Source organism: Luteimonas sp. MC1782 (assembly GCF_014164605.1).
Classification (GTDB): Bacteria; Pseudomonadota; Gammaproteobacteria; order Xanthomonadales; family Xanthomonadaceae; genus Luteimonas.
Genome location: NZ_JACJFT010000001.1, coordinates 1,010,012 through 1,026,203, shown reverse-complemented (window position 1 = coordinate 1,026,203; position 16,192 = coordinate 1,010,012). Strand labels below are relative to the sequence as shown.

Annotated in this window: 15 protein-coding genes; 9 read left to right on the top strand and 6 right to left on the bottom strand. The window is 70.1% G+C overall.

The genetic code is table 11. The annotated features are described in order from the left end of the window. Positions 1-12 precede the first annotated feature (12 nt). The 9 genes from H5368_RS04860 to H5368_RS04820 all read left to right on the top strand — a co-directional run bounded on the left by H5368_RS04860 (position 13) and on the right by H5368_RS04820 (position 10,173). Positions 13-1,323, top strand: coding sequence for an O-antigen ligase family protein (locus H5368_RS04860; RefSeq protein ID WP_182821898.1), 1,311 nt, complete (start codon positions 13-15; stop codon positions 1,321-1,323). Further along, positions 1,320-2,546 (top strand): glycosyltransferase, encoded by a 1,227-nt coding sequence (locus H5368_RS04855; protein ID WP_182821896.1) that lies wholly within the window; start codon positions 1,320-1,322, stop codon positions 2,544-2,546. Before H5368_RS04860 ends, H5368_RS04855 begins: the two co-directional genes overlap by 4 nt. Before the next feature lie 122 nt (positions 2,547-2,668). Continuing rightward, the gene (locus H5368_RS04850) at positions 2,669-2,917 is read left to right on the top strand and encodes an acyl carrier protein (protein WP_182821894.1); all 249 of its coding nucleotides are present in this window, start codon (positions 2,669-2,671) and stop codon (positions 2,915-2,917) included. Positions 2,918-2,924: 7 nt separating this feature from the next. After that, the gene (locus H5368_RS04845) at positions 2,925-4,448 is read left to right on the top strand and encodes an AMP-binding protein (protein WP_182821892.1); all 1,524 of its coding nucleotides are present in this window, start codon (positions 2,925-2,927) and stop codon (positions 4,446-4,448) included. After that, positions 4,445-5,431: an NAD(+) synthase gene (gene nadE, locus H5368_RS04840; RefSeq protein ID WP_182821890.1), complete on the top strand. Its 987-nt coding sequence runs from the start codon at positions 4,445-4,447 to the stop codon at positions 5,429-5,431. The genes H5368_RS04845 and nadE overlap by 4 nt, the downstream gene beginning before the upstream one ends. Continuing rightward, a complete protein-coding gene (locus H5368_RS04835) occupies positions 5,428-6,501 on the top strand; it encodes a hypothetical protein (protein ID WP_182821888.1) in 1,074 nt (357 codons plus the stop codon). The genes nadE and H5368_RS04835 overlap by 4 nt, the downstream gene beginning before the upstream one ends. A 3-nt stretch (positions 6,502-6,504) precedes the next feature. Further along, the gene (locus H5368_RS04830) at positions 6,505-7,707 is read left to right on the top strand and encodes a GNAT family N-acetyltransferase (RefSeq protein WP_182821886.1); all 1,203 of its coding nucleotides are present in this window, start codon (positions 6,505-6,507) and stop codon (positions 7,705-7,707) included. A gap of 16 nt (positions 7,708-7,723) precedes the next feature. Continuing rightward, positions 7,724-8,944, top strand: a complete 1,221-nt coding sequence (locus tag H5368_RS04825) for a glycosyltransferase family 4 protein (RefSeq protein ID WP_255486349.1) — start codon at positions 7,724-7,726, stop codon at positions 8,942-8,944. Positions 8,945-8,973: 29 nt separating this feature from the next. After that, positions 8,974-10,173: a pyridoxal-dependent decarboxylase, exosortase A system-associated gene (locus H5368_RS04820; RefSeq protein WP_220486498.1), complete on the top strand. Its 1,200-nt coding sequence runs from the start codon at positions 8,974-8,976 to the stop codon at positions 10,171-10,173. 21 nt (positions 10,174-10,194) lie between these two features. On the opposite strand, the gene H5368_RS04815 is transcribed toward H5368_RS04820, so the two are convergent. The 6 genes from H5368_RS04815 to H5368_RS04790 all read right to left on the bottom strand — a co-directional run bounded on the left by H5368_RS04815 (position 10,195) and on the right by H5368_RS04790 (position 16,172). Further along, on the bottom strand, positions 10,195-10,917 hold the full coding sequence (locus H5368_RS04815) for an acyltransferase (RefSeq protein WP_182821882.1): 723 nt from the start codon (positions 10,915-10,917) through the stop codon (positions 10,195-10,197). A gap of 25 nt (positions 10,918-10,942) precedes the next feature. After that, entirely contained in the window at positions 10,943-12,244 is a 1,302-nt protein-coding gene (locus H5368_RS04810; RefSeq protein WP_182821880.1) for a hypothetical protein, read from the bottom strand. Positions 12,245-12,282: 38 nt separating this feature from the next. Then, positions 12,283-13,053, bottom strand: coding sequence for a CpsD/CapB family tyrosine-protein kinase (locus H5368_RS04805; protein ID WP_182821877.1), 771 nt, complete (start codon positions 13,051-13,053; stop codon positions 12,283-12,285). Continuing rightward, positions 13,050-14,639, bottom strand: coding sequence for an XrtA system polysaccharide chain length determinant (locus H5368_RS04800; RefSeq protein ID WP_182821875.1), 1,590 nt, complete (start codon positions 14,637-14,639; stop codon positions 13,050-13,052). The genes H5368_RS04805 and H5368_RS04800 overlap by 4 nt, the downstream gene beginning before the upstream one ends. Then, complete coding sequence (locus tag H5368_RS04795; RefSeq protein WP_182821874.1) at positions 14,639-15,256, bottom strand: XrtA/PEP-CTERM system exopolysaccharide export protein; 618 nt, start codon at positions 15,254-15,256, stop codon at positions 14,639-14,641. Before H5368_RS04795 ends, H5368_RS04800 begins: the two co-directional genes overlap by 1 nt. A 100-nt stretch (positions 15,257-15,356) precedes the next feature. Beyond that, the gene (locus H5368_RS04790) at positions 15,357-16,172 is read right to left on the bottom strand and encodes an alpha/beta fold hydrolase (protein ID WP_182821873.1); all 816 of its coding nucleotides are present in this window, start codon (positions 16,170-16,172) and stop codon (positions 15,357-15,359) included. Positions 16,173-16,192 lie beyond the last annotated feature (20 nt).

The following is a 16,192-nucleotide window of genomic DNA, read 5'->3' as shown; positions in this document are numbered from 1 at the left end:
CGGCAACCGCCCATGTCCGCCTTCGTATTCATCGTCGCCTACCTGATTCTTGTCCTCATCCGCCCGCAGGAGTATCCGCGCTGGGCGGATTCCGGCGTGCCGTTCATGCCGGTGGCGCTGATCCTCGCGGTGCTGGCATGGCTCGCTTCGCGCAACAAGCGCTTCGACGAGCCGCAGTACCCGCTGCTGGTGCTGTTCACGGTCGCCACGGGCATTTCGGTGGCGGTGAACGGATGGCTGGGCGGTGCGGTGGAGCAGTACAAGCAGTTCATGCCCACGCTGGTCGCGTTCGTGCTGCTGGCCAATGCCATCACCACCCGGCGGCGGACGGAACAGGTCATGGTGGTCTTCATCCTCAGCGCGCTGTTGCTGGCGTGGCATGGCGTCGAGCAGTCGGCGCTGGGCGTGGGCTGGACAGGGATGCCGCTGGTGGAGGACGGGCGCATCCAGTACGTGGGCATCTTCAGCGATCCGAACGACCTCGGCATGCTGTTCGTGATCTGCCTGCCGATGACGGTCTACATGGGCAGCCGCGGCGGCATGATGGGGATGCGACGCCTGCTGTGGGTCGCGGTCGGGGCGTTCCTCCTCTACGGGGTCTACCTGACGAATTCGCGCGGGGCGATGCTCGCAGTCGTGGTGATGGCGGGGGCACACGTCTGGCTGCGCCGGGGCCCGATGCTGGCCGGGCTGATCGCGGCGGGCAGCCTGGCCACCATGCGGCTGATGCCCTCGCGCCTCACCGACCTCGATGTCCAGGAAGGTTCGGCCACGGGCCGGGTGGAGGCCTGGTACGAGGGCTTCCGGATGTTCCTGGAAAACCCGCTGTTCGGCGTGGGGACGGGAAGCTTCGAGGAGTACCACACGCTCACCGCGCACAACTCGCTGGTCCTCGTGCTGGCGGAGAACGGCCTGTTCGGGTTCATTCCCTGGCTGGCGTTCGTGGGCTACTGCTTCTGGATGATGCTGAGGCTGGTGCGGCATTCGCCCGAGGTTGCCGATGGCGGCGGCGATGACGCCAACGAGGAAGCCAACGACATCGCGGCCGCGCAGTCGTGGGCCACCGACCGGGCGATCGCGTGGACGCTGCTGGTGTCGCTGGCCGGGTTCGCCACGTGTGCGTTCTTCCTCAGCCGCAGCTACCTGATCCTCTTCTACCTGCTGGCGGCCGTGGTGGTCGCGCACTTCACCGACGTGCGGCAGCGCTGGCCGGACGTGGTGCCGTTCCGGCTGAGCCAGGACATTCCGCGCTGGGGGCTGTACTCGGGCGTGGCCGTGGTCGTGTTCTACCTCATCCTCAAGGTGCTGCTGGCGAGACTATGACCATCGACGCAAGTGCACGGCGATCGCGACGCATCGCCATCGTCACGCCGATCCTGCCTGTCCCGCATGACCTCACGCGTGGTCGCTACATCCACGAGACCGCGCGCGCGCTGTCCCGGCTGGCCACGACCAGGGTGTTCTTCCCGCAGGTGAAGTACCCGCACATCCGCGGGCTGGCACCAAGGAGTTTCCTGCAAGGCCATGTCGGTCATGACTACGGCCTCGCCGGCATCGACCTCGAGCCCTACACCTATCCGGGACTGCCCGGCCTGTCGCGTGCCAGCAATGGCATGGTCGGCGCCTGGGCCCTGACCCCCAGGCTGCGTGCCTTCGCCCCGGATGTGGTGCTGGCGTACTGGGTCTATCCGGATGGCCATGCCGCGCTGATGGCATCACGGCGGCTCGGGCTGCCCTGCATCATCGGCGCCCGCGGGTCGGACATCCACGTGCGGTCGGGGATCAGCCGCCGCCTCACCCGCCGGGCGCTGCTCGGCGCCGACGCGGTGCTGACCGTCAGCGAAGCGATGCGCCGCGCGGCGATCGGCGATTACGGCGTGGAGCCGGCCCGGGTGCGCACGATCGTCAACGGTATCGACACCGCGGTGTTCCACCGCAGGGATCGTGGCCGGATGCGCGACCTGCTGGGCATCGCTGGGCAGGCGAAGCTCGTGACCTACGTCGGCCGCTTCGTCGAAGCCAAGGGCATGCACGAACTGCTGGCCGCGTTCGCGGCGCTGGCCGCACGCGACCCCGATGTCGCGCTCGCGCTCGTCGGCGACGGCGTGATGCGGTCGCAGCTGGCGGCCATGGTCGAGTCCGCCGGGCTGGCGCACCGCGTGCACATGCCCGGCGGGCTGGAGCCCGCACAGGTGGCGGAGTGGATATCCGCCTCCAACGTGCTGGCCTTGCCCAGCTGGTCGGAGGGCTATCCCAATGTGCTCGTCGAGGCGGTGGCCTGCGGCTGCCCGGTGGTTGCCAGCGACGTCGGCGGTGCGCGCGAGATCATCCATGCGGGCAACGGCCTGCTGGTGCCGGCACGCGACGCGGCGGCACTGGAACACGCGCTCGAAGAAGCCATGGCCAGGACCTGGGACGCCGCCGCGATGTCGGCTGCCTGCAGTCGTGGCTGGGACGCGGTTGCCGTTGACACCCTGGCCGCCTGCGAGCACGTGCTGGCGCAATGGCGGCCGGCCGCGGTCACGCGTGCGGCATCAGCCGCCTAGGGCTGCCGCCCGCCCGCCCGCACAGGGCCGGTCTGCACGCCATTCCACGTTCTGTGGATGTGAGAGGGGCGGGCACGCATGTGCGATCCCCATCGCCGACCGATACGGACAGCGCGAGCCAGATGGACTTCAAGACAATCGTCAAGCCCTTCATCCTGGGCAATTTCCTGTTCACCGATGACGCCACCGCCGTCGCCGACGACTCGTCGCTGATCCGCGGTGGAATCGTCGACTCCACCGGCATCCTGGAACTGATCGAGTTCCTCGAAGCCACCTGCGGCATCCGCGTCGCCGCGGAAGAAATGGTGCCGGCCAACTTCGACTCCATCGACACCATCAGTGCATTCCTCCAGCGCAAGACGGCCGCCTGAGCGCGCCGTGATCGCACTGGCGCAACGCTTGCTGACCACGGCGCGGGCCACGCCGGATGCGCCCGCGCTCGTCGCCGGGGAACACCGCATGGACTATGCCGCGCTGGCGGACCAGGTGCGGCGGTTTGCCGCGATGCTGGAGTCCCGGGGTATCGGCGTTGGCGAGCGCGTGGCCATCGTGCTGCCGAACTCGATCGAGGCCGTGGTGGCCTGTTATGGCTGCTGGCTCGCCGGCTGCATCGCCGTTCCGCTGGCGTCGCGGTCGCCGACGCGCGAGCTGCGCCCACTGCTGCGGCATGCCGGGGCACGCATGACCGTGCTCGAAGCGTCCAACGCCGACGCGCACGCCGCCGTTGCCGGCTGCGACCGCCAACCGGCAACGATCGTGCTTGGCGACCGCGCGCCGGGCGCCGGCGCAACGGGCTGGGACGAGGCGCTGCGCATCGCGCCACGGGCCGGGTCGCGGGGTGCCGGTGCGGTGGCGTCGATCATGTACACCTCGGGCACCACGGGCCGACCCAAGGGCGTGACGCTGACGCACGCGAACTTCGCCGCCAACGTCGACGCCATCATCGCCTACCTCGCACTGGATGCCGCTGACAGCGCCATCTCGGTGCTGCCCTTCCATTACGCCTACGGTGCGTCGGTGCTGCACACGCACCTCGCGATCGGCGCGCGGGTGGTGATCGAGCCGAACCCGATGTTCCCGCGCCTGCTGGTCGAGACCATCGAGCGCGAGCGCCCAACCGGCTTCCCGGGCGTGGCGTCAAGCTTTGCACTGCTGCTCGACCACGCGGCACTCGCCGGACATGACCTGTCCAGCCTGCGCTACCTGACCAATGCCGGCGGTGCGCTGCCGGTCGCACTGGCACGGCGCCTGCGCGAAGCGCTGCCTGGCGCGGCGCTGATCGCCATGTACGGCCAGACCGAAGCCACGGCCCGATTGACGTGGCTGCCGTCCGATCGCCTGGACGCGAAGCCCGGTTCGGCTGGCCGGGCGATCGCCGGCGTGAGCCTGCAGGTGCGCGACGAGACCGGCATGCCATTGCCGCCGGGTGCGGAAGGCGAGGTCTGGGTCCGGGGTGACAACGTGATGTCCGGATACTGGCGCGATGCCGCCGCGACCGCCGCGGTCCTGCGCGACGGCTGGCTGCGCACGGGCGACATCGGCCATCTCGACGACGATGGCTTCCTGTTCCTGGCCGGGCGCCGCAGCGACCTGATCAAGACCGGCGGGCATCGCGTGCATCCGATGGAGGTGGAAGAAGTGCTGCACGAGCTGCCCGGCATCATCGAGGCGGCCGTGGCCGGGGTGGACGACGAGGTGCTGGGCCAGGTGGTCAAGGCCTGGGTGGTGACCGACGGGCGCGCGCTCGACGCGCGCGGCGTGCGTGCGCATTGCCGGGACAGGCTGGCGGCGCACAAGGTGCCGAAGCTCGTCGACTTTGTCGGCGCGCTGCCCAGGACCGCCTCCGGCAAGGTCCGGCGCGCCGTGCTGGCCGAACCCGTCGCGGAAGGGGAACCGTCATGACGCCCCTGGGTCACCACGTGCTCGACCTGGATCTCGAGGCCGAGGCCGACCGCATCGCCGCCAGCCTGCGCGCCGCCACCGCACGCGAACTCCATCGGCGCGGGCTGGTCGTGGCCATCTCCGGCGGAATCGATTCCTCCTGCTGCGCCGCGCTGGCAGTGCGGGCGCTCGGTCCGGATCGCGTGTTTGCCCTGATCCTGCCGGAGCGGGATTCCTCCGCCGACAGTGCGGCCCGCGCCAGGCTGCTCGCGGAGCACCTGGGCATCCGCAGCGAGACCAAGGACATCGCACCCGCGCTGGCGGCGATCGGCTGCTACGAGCAGCGCGATGCGGCCGTGCGCCGGGCGCTGCCCGGCTACGGCGACGACTGGCGCTTCAAGATCACCATCGACGGCGGCACCGAGGGCCGCATCAACGTCTTCCAGCTCGTGGCCGAGGCACCCGACGGCAGCCGGCACGCCTGCACCCTGGGGCTTGCCGATTACCTGCAGATCGTGGCCGCGACCAACTTCAAGCAACGCCTGCGCAAGGCGTTGGAGTACTTCCACGCCGACCGCCTCAACTACGCCGTGGTCGGCACCCCGAACCGGCTCGAATACGACCAGGGATTCTTCGTCAAGAACGGTGACGGCTCCGCCGATGTGAAGCCCATCGCGCATCTCTACAAGACACAGGTCTACGCCATGGCGCGCCACCTCGGGCTTCCCGAGCGGCTCTGCGCCGCGGTGCCCACCACCGATACCTACAGCCTGTCGCAGGGGCAGGACGAGTTCTACTTCGCGCTCGGCTACCGCGACATGGACCTTGCGCTGTGGGCGCTGGAGCATGGCCGCGACGCCGTCGACCTCGGCCAGGCGCTCGGGATGGACGCGCGACGCGCGGAGGCGATCTACGCCGACATCGAAAACAAGCGCCGCACCACGCGTTACCTGCACGCACCACCGGTCCTGATGGGCGAGCCCGGCCTGGCGTGCACGGCATGAACGTCGAAACCGCCACCTGCCTGCCCGACTACGTCGTTTTCGGCACAGAGGCACCGGACCCGCGCGCCGCCGCGATCGAGGCCTGGACCGGCACTCTCGGCCCCGACGACGCCCTCGAACAGCGATACGACGCGCTGTGCGAAGGCTCGCCGTGCGGCGCGCCGGTGCTGCGCCTGGTGCACCACGTCGCCAGCGGGCGCTGCGTGGGCGTTGCGGCGCTGGCACCGCGACGCATGGTCCTGCGCGGCCGCGAGGTCCGCGGCGCCGTGCTCGCGCATTTCGCCATCCATCGCGGGCACAGGTCGCTGGGTCCTGCGGTGATGCTGCTCGAGAGCCTCCTGGCCGCGGCCGCGGGCCGCGTCGACGTGGTGTATGGCATTCCGCGCAACAGCGAAGGCGCCGGCGCCGCGCTGCGCCGCGCCGGGCTGCGGCCGATCGGCGAGATGCAGAGGCTGGTGCGCGTGGTGCGCCATGGGCGGTACCTGGCGCGGAAGATCCCGGCGCCGTTGGCGCGCACGGCAGGCTGGGTGGTCGATCGCGTGCACGCCCTTCGCGACCTGACGGCTGCATGGCGCGCGCCGCCGCTGCGCAGGCAGTGGATCGACGCCTGCGACGCCCGCATGGACCGGATATGGGCCCGCGGTGACGCAGGCGAGGCGCTGACATCGGAGCGCGGCGCGGACATCCTGCGCTGGCGCTTCGACCATGCGCCAGGCGCCGGGGTGCGCTATCTGGTGCTCGAGGACGACCGCGGCGGCGCGCTCTGCTGGTTCGCATGCGAAGTCGATCCACGCTGGCCGCATATCCTCAACGTGGTCGATTTCTGGTCGCTTGGCGGCTGCGATGGGCCCAGCGCGCACCAGGTCCGCGCGCTGGTCCGCCAGGCATGGTGCGACGGCATGGCGACCGTCAGCCTGTCGCTGTGCGCGACCGCGGCGGGACGCGCACCATGGCGCTCTGCAGGCTTCGTCGAGCGCGGGCGGCAGGTCGTGTACGGCAGCTGGTTCGACAGCGACCTGGCCGCGCAGCCGCCGGCGCTGCATTTCACCGATTTCGAGCAGGACGGCTAGCGCATGGCCGGACACATCGCAGGCACGACCTGGCGCGACGCGCCGCGCGCCCCAGGCAAGGCACGGGTGATGCGCGGGGAAATCGCCGCGCTGGCAAGCCGCGAAGGGCTGGAAGCAGAGTGGCTTCAACTGGAGGCCGACGCGGATGGCTCGCCGTTCACCACCTGGCACTGGGTGGACGCCTGGCTGCGCAATCTTCCGGCCGAAGTCGTGCCGCTGGTGTTCCGCGCATACGACGCAGCCGGCCTGGGCGCGATCGGCCTGCTGGTGCTCGCGGCGGAGCAGGGCGCGCGCCGCCTGTTCGGCAGGTATTCGTTGCGCCTGCAGGAAACCGCCGACGCGGAACTCGACGAGATCACCGTCGAGTACTCCGGCCTGCTGGTGCGCCGCGGTGCCGAGGCGCGTGCCTACGCCGCGCTGTTCGAATCGTTGCACGCGTTCCAGCCCCGCTGGCGGCGGTTGCGCATCGTCGCGACGACGCACGGGGCCGCCATCGCCGCGGCGTTGCCGACGTCGATGCAGGCGGTCAGCATGCAGGCGCGGCGTTCGCACTACGTGGACCTCGCCGCCGTGCGTGCATCGGGAGGCGACTACGTGGCGACGCTGGGTGCGAGCAGCCGCGGCGGCCTCAGGCAGACCGCACGCGCGTACGCGGCATTGGGCCCGGTGCGCTGCGACGTCGCCACCGATGCCGGTACCGCATTGCAGTGGCTTGGCGAACTGGAAGCCTTGCACACCGGATACTGGCGCTCGAGGGGCCGGCAGGGGTCCTTCGCCAGCGCGTTCTTCGCGCGCTTCCATCGTGACCTCGTCGCGACGGGCACGACGACGGGGTACACCCGCATCACCAGGGTCAGCGCCGGTGACACCGTCGTCGGATATCTCTACAACCTGTGCTGGCGCAACCGGATCTACTTCTACAACAGCGGGCTCAACTACGGGCTGCTGGACAAGCACGATCGTCCCGGCATCTTCGCGCTGCGCGCGGCGATCGAACAGGCCGTGGGCGAGGGCCGCGACGAGTTCGATCTGCTCGCTGGAACGCAGGCGTACAAGACGCGCCTGGCCACGAGCTCGCGCCTCCTGCACTGGATCGACGTGCGCAGGAACGGGCCGATGGCGTCCTGCGAACGACTGCTGGCGACGCTGGCGCGACGGCATCGGGGGGCGATCCCGTTGGCGCAAGCGCTGGCCGTGCCGGACTGACACAAGGAACGATTGAATGGACAGCATGGGCAACGCGGGTCGCCAGGCGGTACGCAAGGTGCTCTACCACCACCGCACGCAGGGCAAGGCGGTCGAAGGCGTGCACATCCGCGGCATCACCGATGCCCTGCGCGCGCGGGGCGTCGCGGTCGACATCATCTCGCTGCCGGGCGCGGATCCGTATTCGTCGCCGCGCGCGATGTCGCCCACCCGCCAGGCGAGGCCGTGGATGAAGCTGGTCACCCGCCTGCCGGAGCCGCTGTTCGAACTCGCCGAGCTGGCCTACAACCTCGTGGCCGGCTTCCGGATCGCCGCCTGGTTGCATCGCAACCCCGACGTCGATTTCATCTACGAACGGTACTCGCTGTTCATGTACGCGCCGATCTGGCTGGCGCGGATGCGCGGCATCCCCATCATCCTGGAGGTCAACGACTCGGCCACCGTCGAGCGGGTCCGGCCACTGGCGTTCCGGCGCCTGGCGATGGCCATCGAGCGTCGGGCATTCCGCAAGGCCAGCGGGCTGGTGTTCGTGTCGAGCATCTTCCGCGACCGTGCCCTGGCGGCGCACGGCAGCATGGCACCCGCGATCGTCACGCCCAATGCCGCGGATATCGCCAAGTTCACCTTCACCGCGGAGCAGCGCGAGGGCACGCGGGCGCGCCTGGGCCTGGACGGCCACGTGGTCTGTGGCTACCTCGGCGGGTTCGTGCCATGGCATGCGATCGACCGCTTCGTGCGCCTGATCGCGGACCATCTCGCGGCGGCGCCGCAACTGAAGCTGCTGCTGGTCGGCGACGGGGCCACCTATCCCGCGCTGCGCGCGTTCGTCGAATCCCGGGGACTGTCCCGCCAGGTGGTCATGACAGGGCGCGTGGCGCACGACGAGGTGCCCGGCCTGCTTGCGGCGATGGACATGGCAGTGCTGCCGAGCGCCGGTGACTACACCTCGCCGGTGAAGCTGTTCGAGTTCATGGCCTGCGGCGTGCCCCCGGTCGCCCCTGATTTCGAGCCGATCCGCGAGGTGCTGGTGGAGGACGAGACGGGCTGGATGTTCCGGGCCGGCGACCTCGCCGCCGCGGTCGAGCGCGTGCTGGCGCACAGTCGCGACAGCGCCGGGCTGGCCCGCGTGGGTGCCGCCGCGCGCAACTACATCACCGCCCACCGGCAATGGCGCAACAACATCGAGGAGCTCCTCGCCTTCCACCATTCCCTTGCCTCAGGGATGGCCACCCGTTGATGGACACGAGAAGCACGAGGAACCCGACGATGACCTGGCCGACGGACGCGAGCGGTGAATTGCTGGTCGGTGGCAAGCCGCTGACACGCGTGGTCGCGGCGGTCGGCGCCACGCCCTGTTACCTCTACGACCGGGGTCGGCTGACCGCGCGCAGCAGGAGCCTGCGGGCCATGCTGCCGCCCGGCGTGCGCCTGCACTACGCGATGAAGGCCAACCCGATGCCGGCGCTCGTGGGGCACTTGGCGTCGCTGGTGGACGGCATCGACGTCGCCTCCGGGGGTGAACTGCGCGTGGCGCTCGACGCCGGCGCGGATCCCGAACACATCAGCTTCGCCGGCCCCGGCAAGTCAGCGTCCGAGCTTGCCCAGGCGCAGGCCGCCGGGGTGCTCGTGAACATCGAGTCGTTCCGGGAGATCGACATCCTGGCGCGCGCGAGCGACGCCACGGGAACGCCGGCACGTGTGGCGCTGCGCGTGAACCTGCCGTTCGAACTCAAGGCCTCGGGCATGAAGATGACCGGGGGCGCGCGCCAGTTCGGCATCGACGCCGAGGAGATCCCGGCCGCGCTGCGCGCGATCGGCGCGGCGGGGCTCGCGTTCGAGGGTTTCCACATGTTCGCCGGATCGCAGAACCTGCGCTCCGCGGCCATCGTCGAGGCGCAGTCGCGCAGCTACGACCTGGCCATGGAATGGGCGGGCCTGCTGCCGGCGCCGCTGCGCAGCCTGAACCTGGGCGGCGGCTTCGGGATCCCGTACGCAGCCAACGAGTCGGACCTCGACCTGGCTCCGGTGCTGGACAACCTGGCCGGCCTGTCCGCGCGGCTCGCCGGCGATGCGCCCGGCGCGCACATCGTGATCGAACTCGGCCGTTACCTCGTGGGCGAGGCGGGGATCTACGTGGCGCGCGTGGTCGACCGCAAGCATTCGCGCGGGCAGGTCTTCCTCGTCGTCGACGGCGGCATGCACCATCACCTGGCGGCGTCAGGCAACTTCGGCCAGGTCATGCGCCGCAACTATCCGGTTGCGGTCAATGGTCGCCACGGCACTGTCGAAACCGCCAGCGTGGTCGGGCCGCTGTGCACGCCGCTGGACCTGCTTGGCGACCGCATGGAACTCGGCGTGGCCGAGCCCGGTGACCTGGTGGTGGTGTTCCAGTCGGGAGCCTATGGGCGCAGTGCCAGCCCGCGTGCCTTCCTCGGCCATCCGGACGTGGTCGAAGCCCTGGTCTGAGGGCACCGGCGCGACCGCCTGTCAGGCGGCGGCAGCCTGCCCGACCATGCCGATCCGCCGGGCCGGGTTGCCGGCGACGATGCTGTAGGGCGCCACCTTGCCGGATACCACGGCGTGCGCGGAGACGATCGCGCCTTCGCCGATCTCGGTGCCGGGCATGACCAGCACGCCGGTGCCGATCCAGGCATGGTCGTGGACCACGATGGGCTTCACGTCCGCGGCGTCGGGTGCGCCGCCCATGCGGCGACGCTCGGGATCGGTGGGGTGGCCACCCGAGTCGCGGAACGTCACCCCGCCCGCGACCTGCACGTGGCGCCCTATGCGGATTTCGCGCCCCACCACGAAGCGCGTCTGGTGGGCGATGTCGGAATGGTCGCCGATCTCCAGCCGCGGCCTGCTGCTGAAGCTCGCGGCAAAGTTGATGGAGATCAGCCCGCTCACGCGCACGTGGTCGCCCACCACCAGCTCACCGCTGCCCTGCACCCAGGGCACGTGGATGCCCGTGGTCACGCCGCGGCCGACGCGGGTGCAGTACGCCTTGAACAGCGGCTCGGCGACCAGCACCCGGCGGAGGAAGAACAGCGTGCCGCGCGCGGCGAGGAAGAGCCAGAGATAGGGTTTCACCACGACGCGTGGTGCCGGCAAGGTCAGGCCGCGACCGATGCCCCGCAACCGCCGCGCCGCGGCGGCTGCGGGGTGGGGCGAGGTGCGCGCCCAGTGGCGCAGCGCCGCCAGCGTGTTCACGTCGGCGCGCCCAGGGCAGCGGCGCTCACCGCGGTCGGTTCCTGTACGACATCCACAGGTACCAGACGTTCTGGTGGACGTCGTCAAGGAGGTCACTGTCGCGCTCGTAGCGGGTGTAGCTGATGGCCGAACTCCAGTGCCGCGTCCACTGCTTTTCCAGGGTCACGCCGGCGCGCCGGGTGTCTTCCTGCGCACCGAGGTGCGTGTATTCGACGCGTTCGCTGCCGGCCCACGCCCGCAGCGTCACATCCGCGCCGAAGCGGTAGTCGAATCCGAGCAGCACGCCCTCGACGTCCTCGTCGGGCTGTTGCGCATCGAGGTAGCGCAGCCGCTGCGCGTACGGCTCGACCCGCCAGCCAAGGCGCTCGCCGCTGTAGGCCCAGGCGACGGTGACGCGTTTTTCGCGGTAGGCGGAGGCGATGACGGCACTGTCGTCGACCAGTACGCCTTCGGGAATGGTGGCTGCCACCCGACCGGCGACACCTTCGACGAGCGACGTGTCGGCAGCGTCCGAAAACTGGTCGACAAGCGTCAGTGCAAGCCGGCTGCGCTCACCGGGTCGCCAGCCGGCTTCGAGGCGCAGCAAGGGTCCACTGCTGCGCTCGCCGTCGGCATAGTCCAGCCGCGAGTAGCCGACGTCGATGGCGTAGTCGGTGTTGGCCTGGGCACGGATGTAGTGGGCGTACAGGTCGGCGCGCTCGTGGTCGCGGGCGGACAGGTCCTGGTCGTAGTCGACATCGGTCCACTGCGCGTTCAGGCCCAGGCTGCTGTTCGCGTCGAAGGCCTTGGCCACGCGCACCGCGGCGCCGATCCGGTTGGAGTCGAATTCGTCGGTGACCTCCGCGTGGGTGTCGATGTAGCGCGCTTCGGCGCGACCCTGCAGGGTGTCGCCGATGTTGAACAGGAAGTTCGGTCCCAGCGACAGCACGTTGACCTGCTGGCGGTTGTCGGGCGAGTCGGCGGCAAAGCGGTCGATCGCCTGGAGTTCCAGCTCGTCCTGGATCGAGAAGCTGAGGCGCTCGTCGATCATCACCCAGTTGAGGTAGGCGGACAGGACGCCTTCCACGCCGTCGTCGACGCCGTGATCGAAGTTGCGGTAGTCGCCGCGACCAGCCACCACGGCCTGCACGGTGGAACCTTCCTGGGTGACGACGAAGCCCACGCCGGTGCGCAGGATCCGCTGGCTGTCCGGGTCGACCGCCGCCAGCTGCACATTGTCATCGTGCTCCACGCCGGCATCGACCACGTAGTCGATGCGGAAGGCCTGGGCGACTGCTGGCGTCGCCAGCGCCGCCGCCACGGCAACCGCGATCAACGACGTCCGCATGCGGGACCTTCCCATTGGCAATCCCCCTCCGTTGGCGATCAGTGGTTGTCGTTGAACACGATGCCGGCGAGCTTGTCGGGGTCGAAGTTGGCCGCGGCCTTGTCGATCGCGTCCAGGGTCACCTTGCCGTAGCCGGCAACCAGCACCACGACATCGGCAAGGTCCGACAGGATGCGTGCGTCGGGGGAATTCAGGGCCGACGGCGCATCGAGGATGATGTAGCGGTTCGGGTCGGCCGAGCGCAGCGAATCGATCATGGTCCGCGCGCGCGCCGAGGTGAAGTACTCGCCGGCGATCTCGCGGACGCTGCCGTTGGGGATCAGCTGCAGGCGGGGGATGCCGGTGGGGTACTGGATCTCGGCGAGGTCGTCGATGCCACCGCCCAGGTAGTCCATCAGCCCGCGGTTGTCGCTGCCGGCGGCGAGTGCCATGTGGTGGCTCGGGTGCAGCGCATCGCAGTCGACCAGCAACGCCGTCTTGGCTTCGTCGAATGCGAAGGCCAGCGCGAGGTTGCGGGCGACGAAGCTGCCGCCACACCCGTGCGCCACCGGCGCCACCAGGGTGATGAAGTTCTGGTTGCCGCGCAGGTTGAGCAGCCTGGTGCGCAGGTCGCGGAACGCATCGGCCTGGACCCGGACCGAATCCTGGCGATGGATCAGGCGACGCTCCTCGAGCGCACGCGGCGAGAGGGGCGCCTGCTGGACGCGGGCCAGGTGGCGCGAACCTTCGTGGCGTGTTGCCGCGCCGTCGGCGGCAGGCTCCGCGGCGTCGCGCGCCGGGTGCGGGTCGATCAACGATGCGGTGCTCATGCGGCCACGACCTTGTAGGCGTAGGTGAAGACATAGACCAGTACCACCGAGCCGACCATCGCGATGGCGAGGGCCATCGAGGCGTACTCGCGGCGGCGCTCGCCCGGAGTCGGATAGGCGGGCACGGTGGTCAGCAGCGGCAGTTGCGTGTGCTTCACGATGAGATGGGGCGAGCGCACGCGCGGGTCGAGGCGCACCACCGCGAGCACCAGCGCCAACGGCAGCGCGATCGCCACCAGCAGGCCCGCGGCGGCGATGTGCATGAAGCGCAGGCCCGTCGGGCGCAGCGGCATGGTCGCGGGATCTTGCACGCGCAGGGTCAGGCCGCGATTTTCCTGGTCGAGGCCCATCGACACCCGCGCGTTCTCGCGCCGGCGCAGCAGGTCCTGGTAGATCTCGCGGTTGACCTCGTAGTCGCGGGTGAGCTCGGCCAGCGCACCCTCGGAGGCCGCGATCCGCCGGCTCCGGTCGAGTTCGTCATCCAGCAGCGACTGCGCGATCTGCAGCCGCGAGCGCGTGGCCGCGGTCTCGCGCCGCGCCTGCGCCAGCTGGCTGCGCAGCTCCTGGTAGAGCGGGTTGGCCTGCGCCTCGTCGGACAGGCCGCGTGCACCACCGGGTGATTCGCGGCGGCTGCGCTCGTCGGCAAGCATGCGGTTGATGTCGTCGATCTGGTGGCGGAGGCGGACGACGTCGGGATGCTGCTCGGTGTAGGCCAGCAGCAGCCGGTCGTGCTCGGACTGGAGCTCGATCAGGCGTGTGCGGTACAGGCCTTCGCGGGTCTGCACGGCGGTGACCGCGGACTCGCCGGAGAGCTGCGCCTCGATCGAGGATTCGCGCGACTCATGCTCCAGCAAGGCCATCCGCGTCTGCTCGAGCTGGGTGCGCAGTGCACCGATCCTGGAGGTGGCATCGGCGGCGCTGCCGGGCTGGGCGTCGACGTTGCGGGACTGGTATTCCTGCAGGTTGCCCTCGGCGCTCGACAGCTTGGCGTGGTACTCCTGCACCTTGCTGTCGATGAACTCGTAGGCCTCGCGGCTCTCGCGTCCCTTGGCCGCCGCGGCCTCGCTCATGAACATGGCCCCGAAGGCTTCGGTGATGCGGAAGGCGCGCTCGGGGTCGCGGTCGCGGTAGCTGATCTGCACGAGTTCCGGGCGCGGGCTCTCGATCAGGGTGCGGTTGCGGATGTCCTCCATCAGCCGGTCCTGTTCGAGCGCGCTGGGATTTTCATCAAGCCAGCCACCGACAGCCATGGCGGCCGACAGGACCTTGCGGCCGTAGACGATCTGGCGCGCCATGCCGGCGCGGTCGGCCACGCCGGTGGGCACCGCGCGGCCCTCGAGCAACGGCTGGATGATGTCGCTGTCCTGGGCGAGGATCGTGACCGACGCGGTATAGATGCGCGGGATCACGAACAGGCCCACGACCAGGGTGAGCAGGGCGATCGCGGTGAAGATGGAAACCAGCGGCACGATGCGCGTCCGCACTTCGCGCAGCAGGATGGGAAGAAGCTCGTTTGGCGTGAGTTCGGACGTGCTGGGCTGCGGAAGGCCGGGACGTCGCGGCGCGGCCAGGGCGTTGGAAGCCATCAGAATGCACGCTCCGGAATCGTGATCACGTCGCCTGGTGCCACCCGGTGGTTGGTGGTCAGGTCGCCGCGGTCGAGGATGCGGTCCAGGCGCACCGCATAGGTCGTGGTCGACTCGTCGTTGCGGCGGTACAGCGCGGCACGGTCGGACGCCGCGAACTCGTTGACGCCGCCTGCCGCCAGCACCGCGTCGAGCACGGTCATCCCCTGGCGGTACGGGATCGAGATCGGCTGGCGCACGGCGCCGGTGACGCGCACGCGGGACAGGTATTCGTGGCTGCGCAGGTCGGTCAGGATCACGGCGACCTGCGGGTCACGCACGAAGGCGGCAAGCTTCTGCTGGATGTCGGCGGCCACGGCCGAGGGGGCGAGGCCACCGGCCACCACGTCACCGACCAGCGGCACCGAGATCCTGCCGTCCGGCCGCACCGGTACCGTGATCCCCAGTTCGGGATTGCGCCACACCGTCACCTGGACGATATCGTCGACACCGATCAGGTATTCGCCGACAGCGGCGCGCGGCTGGTCCGGCGGGACATCCACGCTGCCGCGGCTCGATGCGCATGCGCCCAGCAGGGCAGCGAGCGCGAGGGTGGCGATCAATCGGAACACGATCATGTGCTGCACTTCCACGGAACCGGGATTGCCAGTAACAACGGCAAAGCCCGGTGCGCCCGGTCACCGCTTGAGCGTGCTGCGCCTGGTCAGCCGCGTATGTTCAGCTTCCGAGCGAGTCGGCGACCGCGTGCGGCGACTTCATCCATGCGTAGTGGTCCGCGGGCACGCCCAGTTGGGCAGTCGACAGCGTGGTGACCCGGGCCTGTGACCTGGGCAGTCTCGAGAGCAGGTGATGCAGCGATGAGGCGGGGGCCAGCCAGTCGCGCTCGAGGAGCGTGGCGCGCACCGGTATGTCGAGCGTGGCCATGCGTGGCTCCAGGTCGCCCAGGCCGCGCACCGCGTAGCGGCCGCTGATGGCCGTGGCGGACCAATCGCGCAGCAGTCCGCGTGCTTCGTTGCCGCCAAAGCCGATGCTGCGCCCTGGCAGCGCGCCGGCCCGATCCGCCAGCCAGGGCAGGAAGCGGTACGCCATCGGCAGCCACATGCGTTCGCGCAGGCGGAAGGCCCGCCACCACGGTGCGCCGCTGCCCACCAGCCAGAGCGTCGTGGCCGCGTCCGGGGCGAGCGCGAGCCTGCAGCAGGCGAGCTGGCCGCCGAGGCTGTGGCCACCGGCCACGCGCGCCAGGCCGGGCAGGGCCGCGTCGATCGCGGCCTCGCTGGCCGGGATGTCGTGTTCGAGCAGCTCGCGATAGCCCCAGTCCACCGCGCGGCCGGCGCGCAGGCTGCTGCTGCCATGGCCGCGCCATTCGTGGATGAAGACCGCCGTGCCGCGCTCGGCAAGCGCGTCGGCGAATGGCAGGTAATGGCGCGCCGCGATGCCGAGCGCCGGCAGCCACAGCAGGCTGCGGCGTGGCTGCGCCGGGATGCGCGCGAGCAGCTCGTAGCGGTGGTCGTCGCCGGTCCTGAGTGCAACCACGCGCGCATCGCCGGCACCGA

Bases quoted from the DNA above. Each gene is read 5' to 3' on its own strand.
- H5368_RS04860 (WP_182821898.1), top strand. From the start codon at position 13: ATGTCCGCCTTCGTATTCATCGTCGCCTACCTGATTCTTGTCCTCATC.
- H5368_RS04855 (WP_182821896.1), top strand. From the start codon at position 1,320: ATGACCATCGACGCAAGTGCACGGCGATCGCGACGCATCGCCATCGTC.
- H5368_RS04850 (WP_182821894.1), top strand. From the start codon at position 2,669: ATGGACTTCAAGACAATCGTCAAGCCCTTCATCCTGGGCAATTTCCTG.
- nadE (WP_182821890.1), top strand. From the start codon at position 4,445: ATGACGCCCCTGGGTCACCACGTGCTCGACCTGGATCTCGAGGCCGAG.
- H5368_RS04835 (WP_182821888.1), top strand. From the start codon at position 5,428: ATGAACGTCGAAACCGCCACCTGCCTGCCCGACTACGTCGTTTTCGGC.
- H5368_RS04830 (WP_182821886.1), top strand. From the start codon at position 6,505: ATGGCCGGACACATCGCAGGCACGACCTGGCGCGACGCGCCGCGCGCC.
- H5368_RS04825 (WP_255486349.1), top strand. From the start codon at position 7,724: ATGGACAGCATGGGCAACGCGGGTCGCCAGGCGGTACGCAAGGTGCTC.
- H5368_RS04820 (WP_220486498.1), top strand. From the start codon at position 8,974: ATGACCTGGCCGACGGACGCGAGCGGTGAATTGCTGGTCGGTGGCAAG.
- H5368_RS04810 (WP_182821880.1), bottom strand. From the start codon at position 12,244: ATGCGGACGTCGTTGATCGCGGTTGCCGTGGCGGCGGCGCTGGCGACG.
- H5368_RS04805 (WP_182821877.1), bottom strand. From the start codon at position 13,053: ATGAGCACCGCATCGTTGATCGACCCGCACCCGGCGCGCGACGCCGCG.
- H5368_RS04800 (WP_182821875.1), bottom strand. From the start codon at position 14,639: ATGGCTTCCAACGCCCTGGCCGCGCCGCGACGTCCCGGCCTTCCGCAG.
- H5368_RS04795 (WP_182821874.1), bottom strand. From the start codon at position 15,256: ATGATCGTGTTCCGATTGATCGCCACCCTCGCGCTCGCTGCCCTGCTG.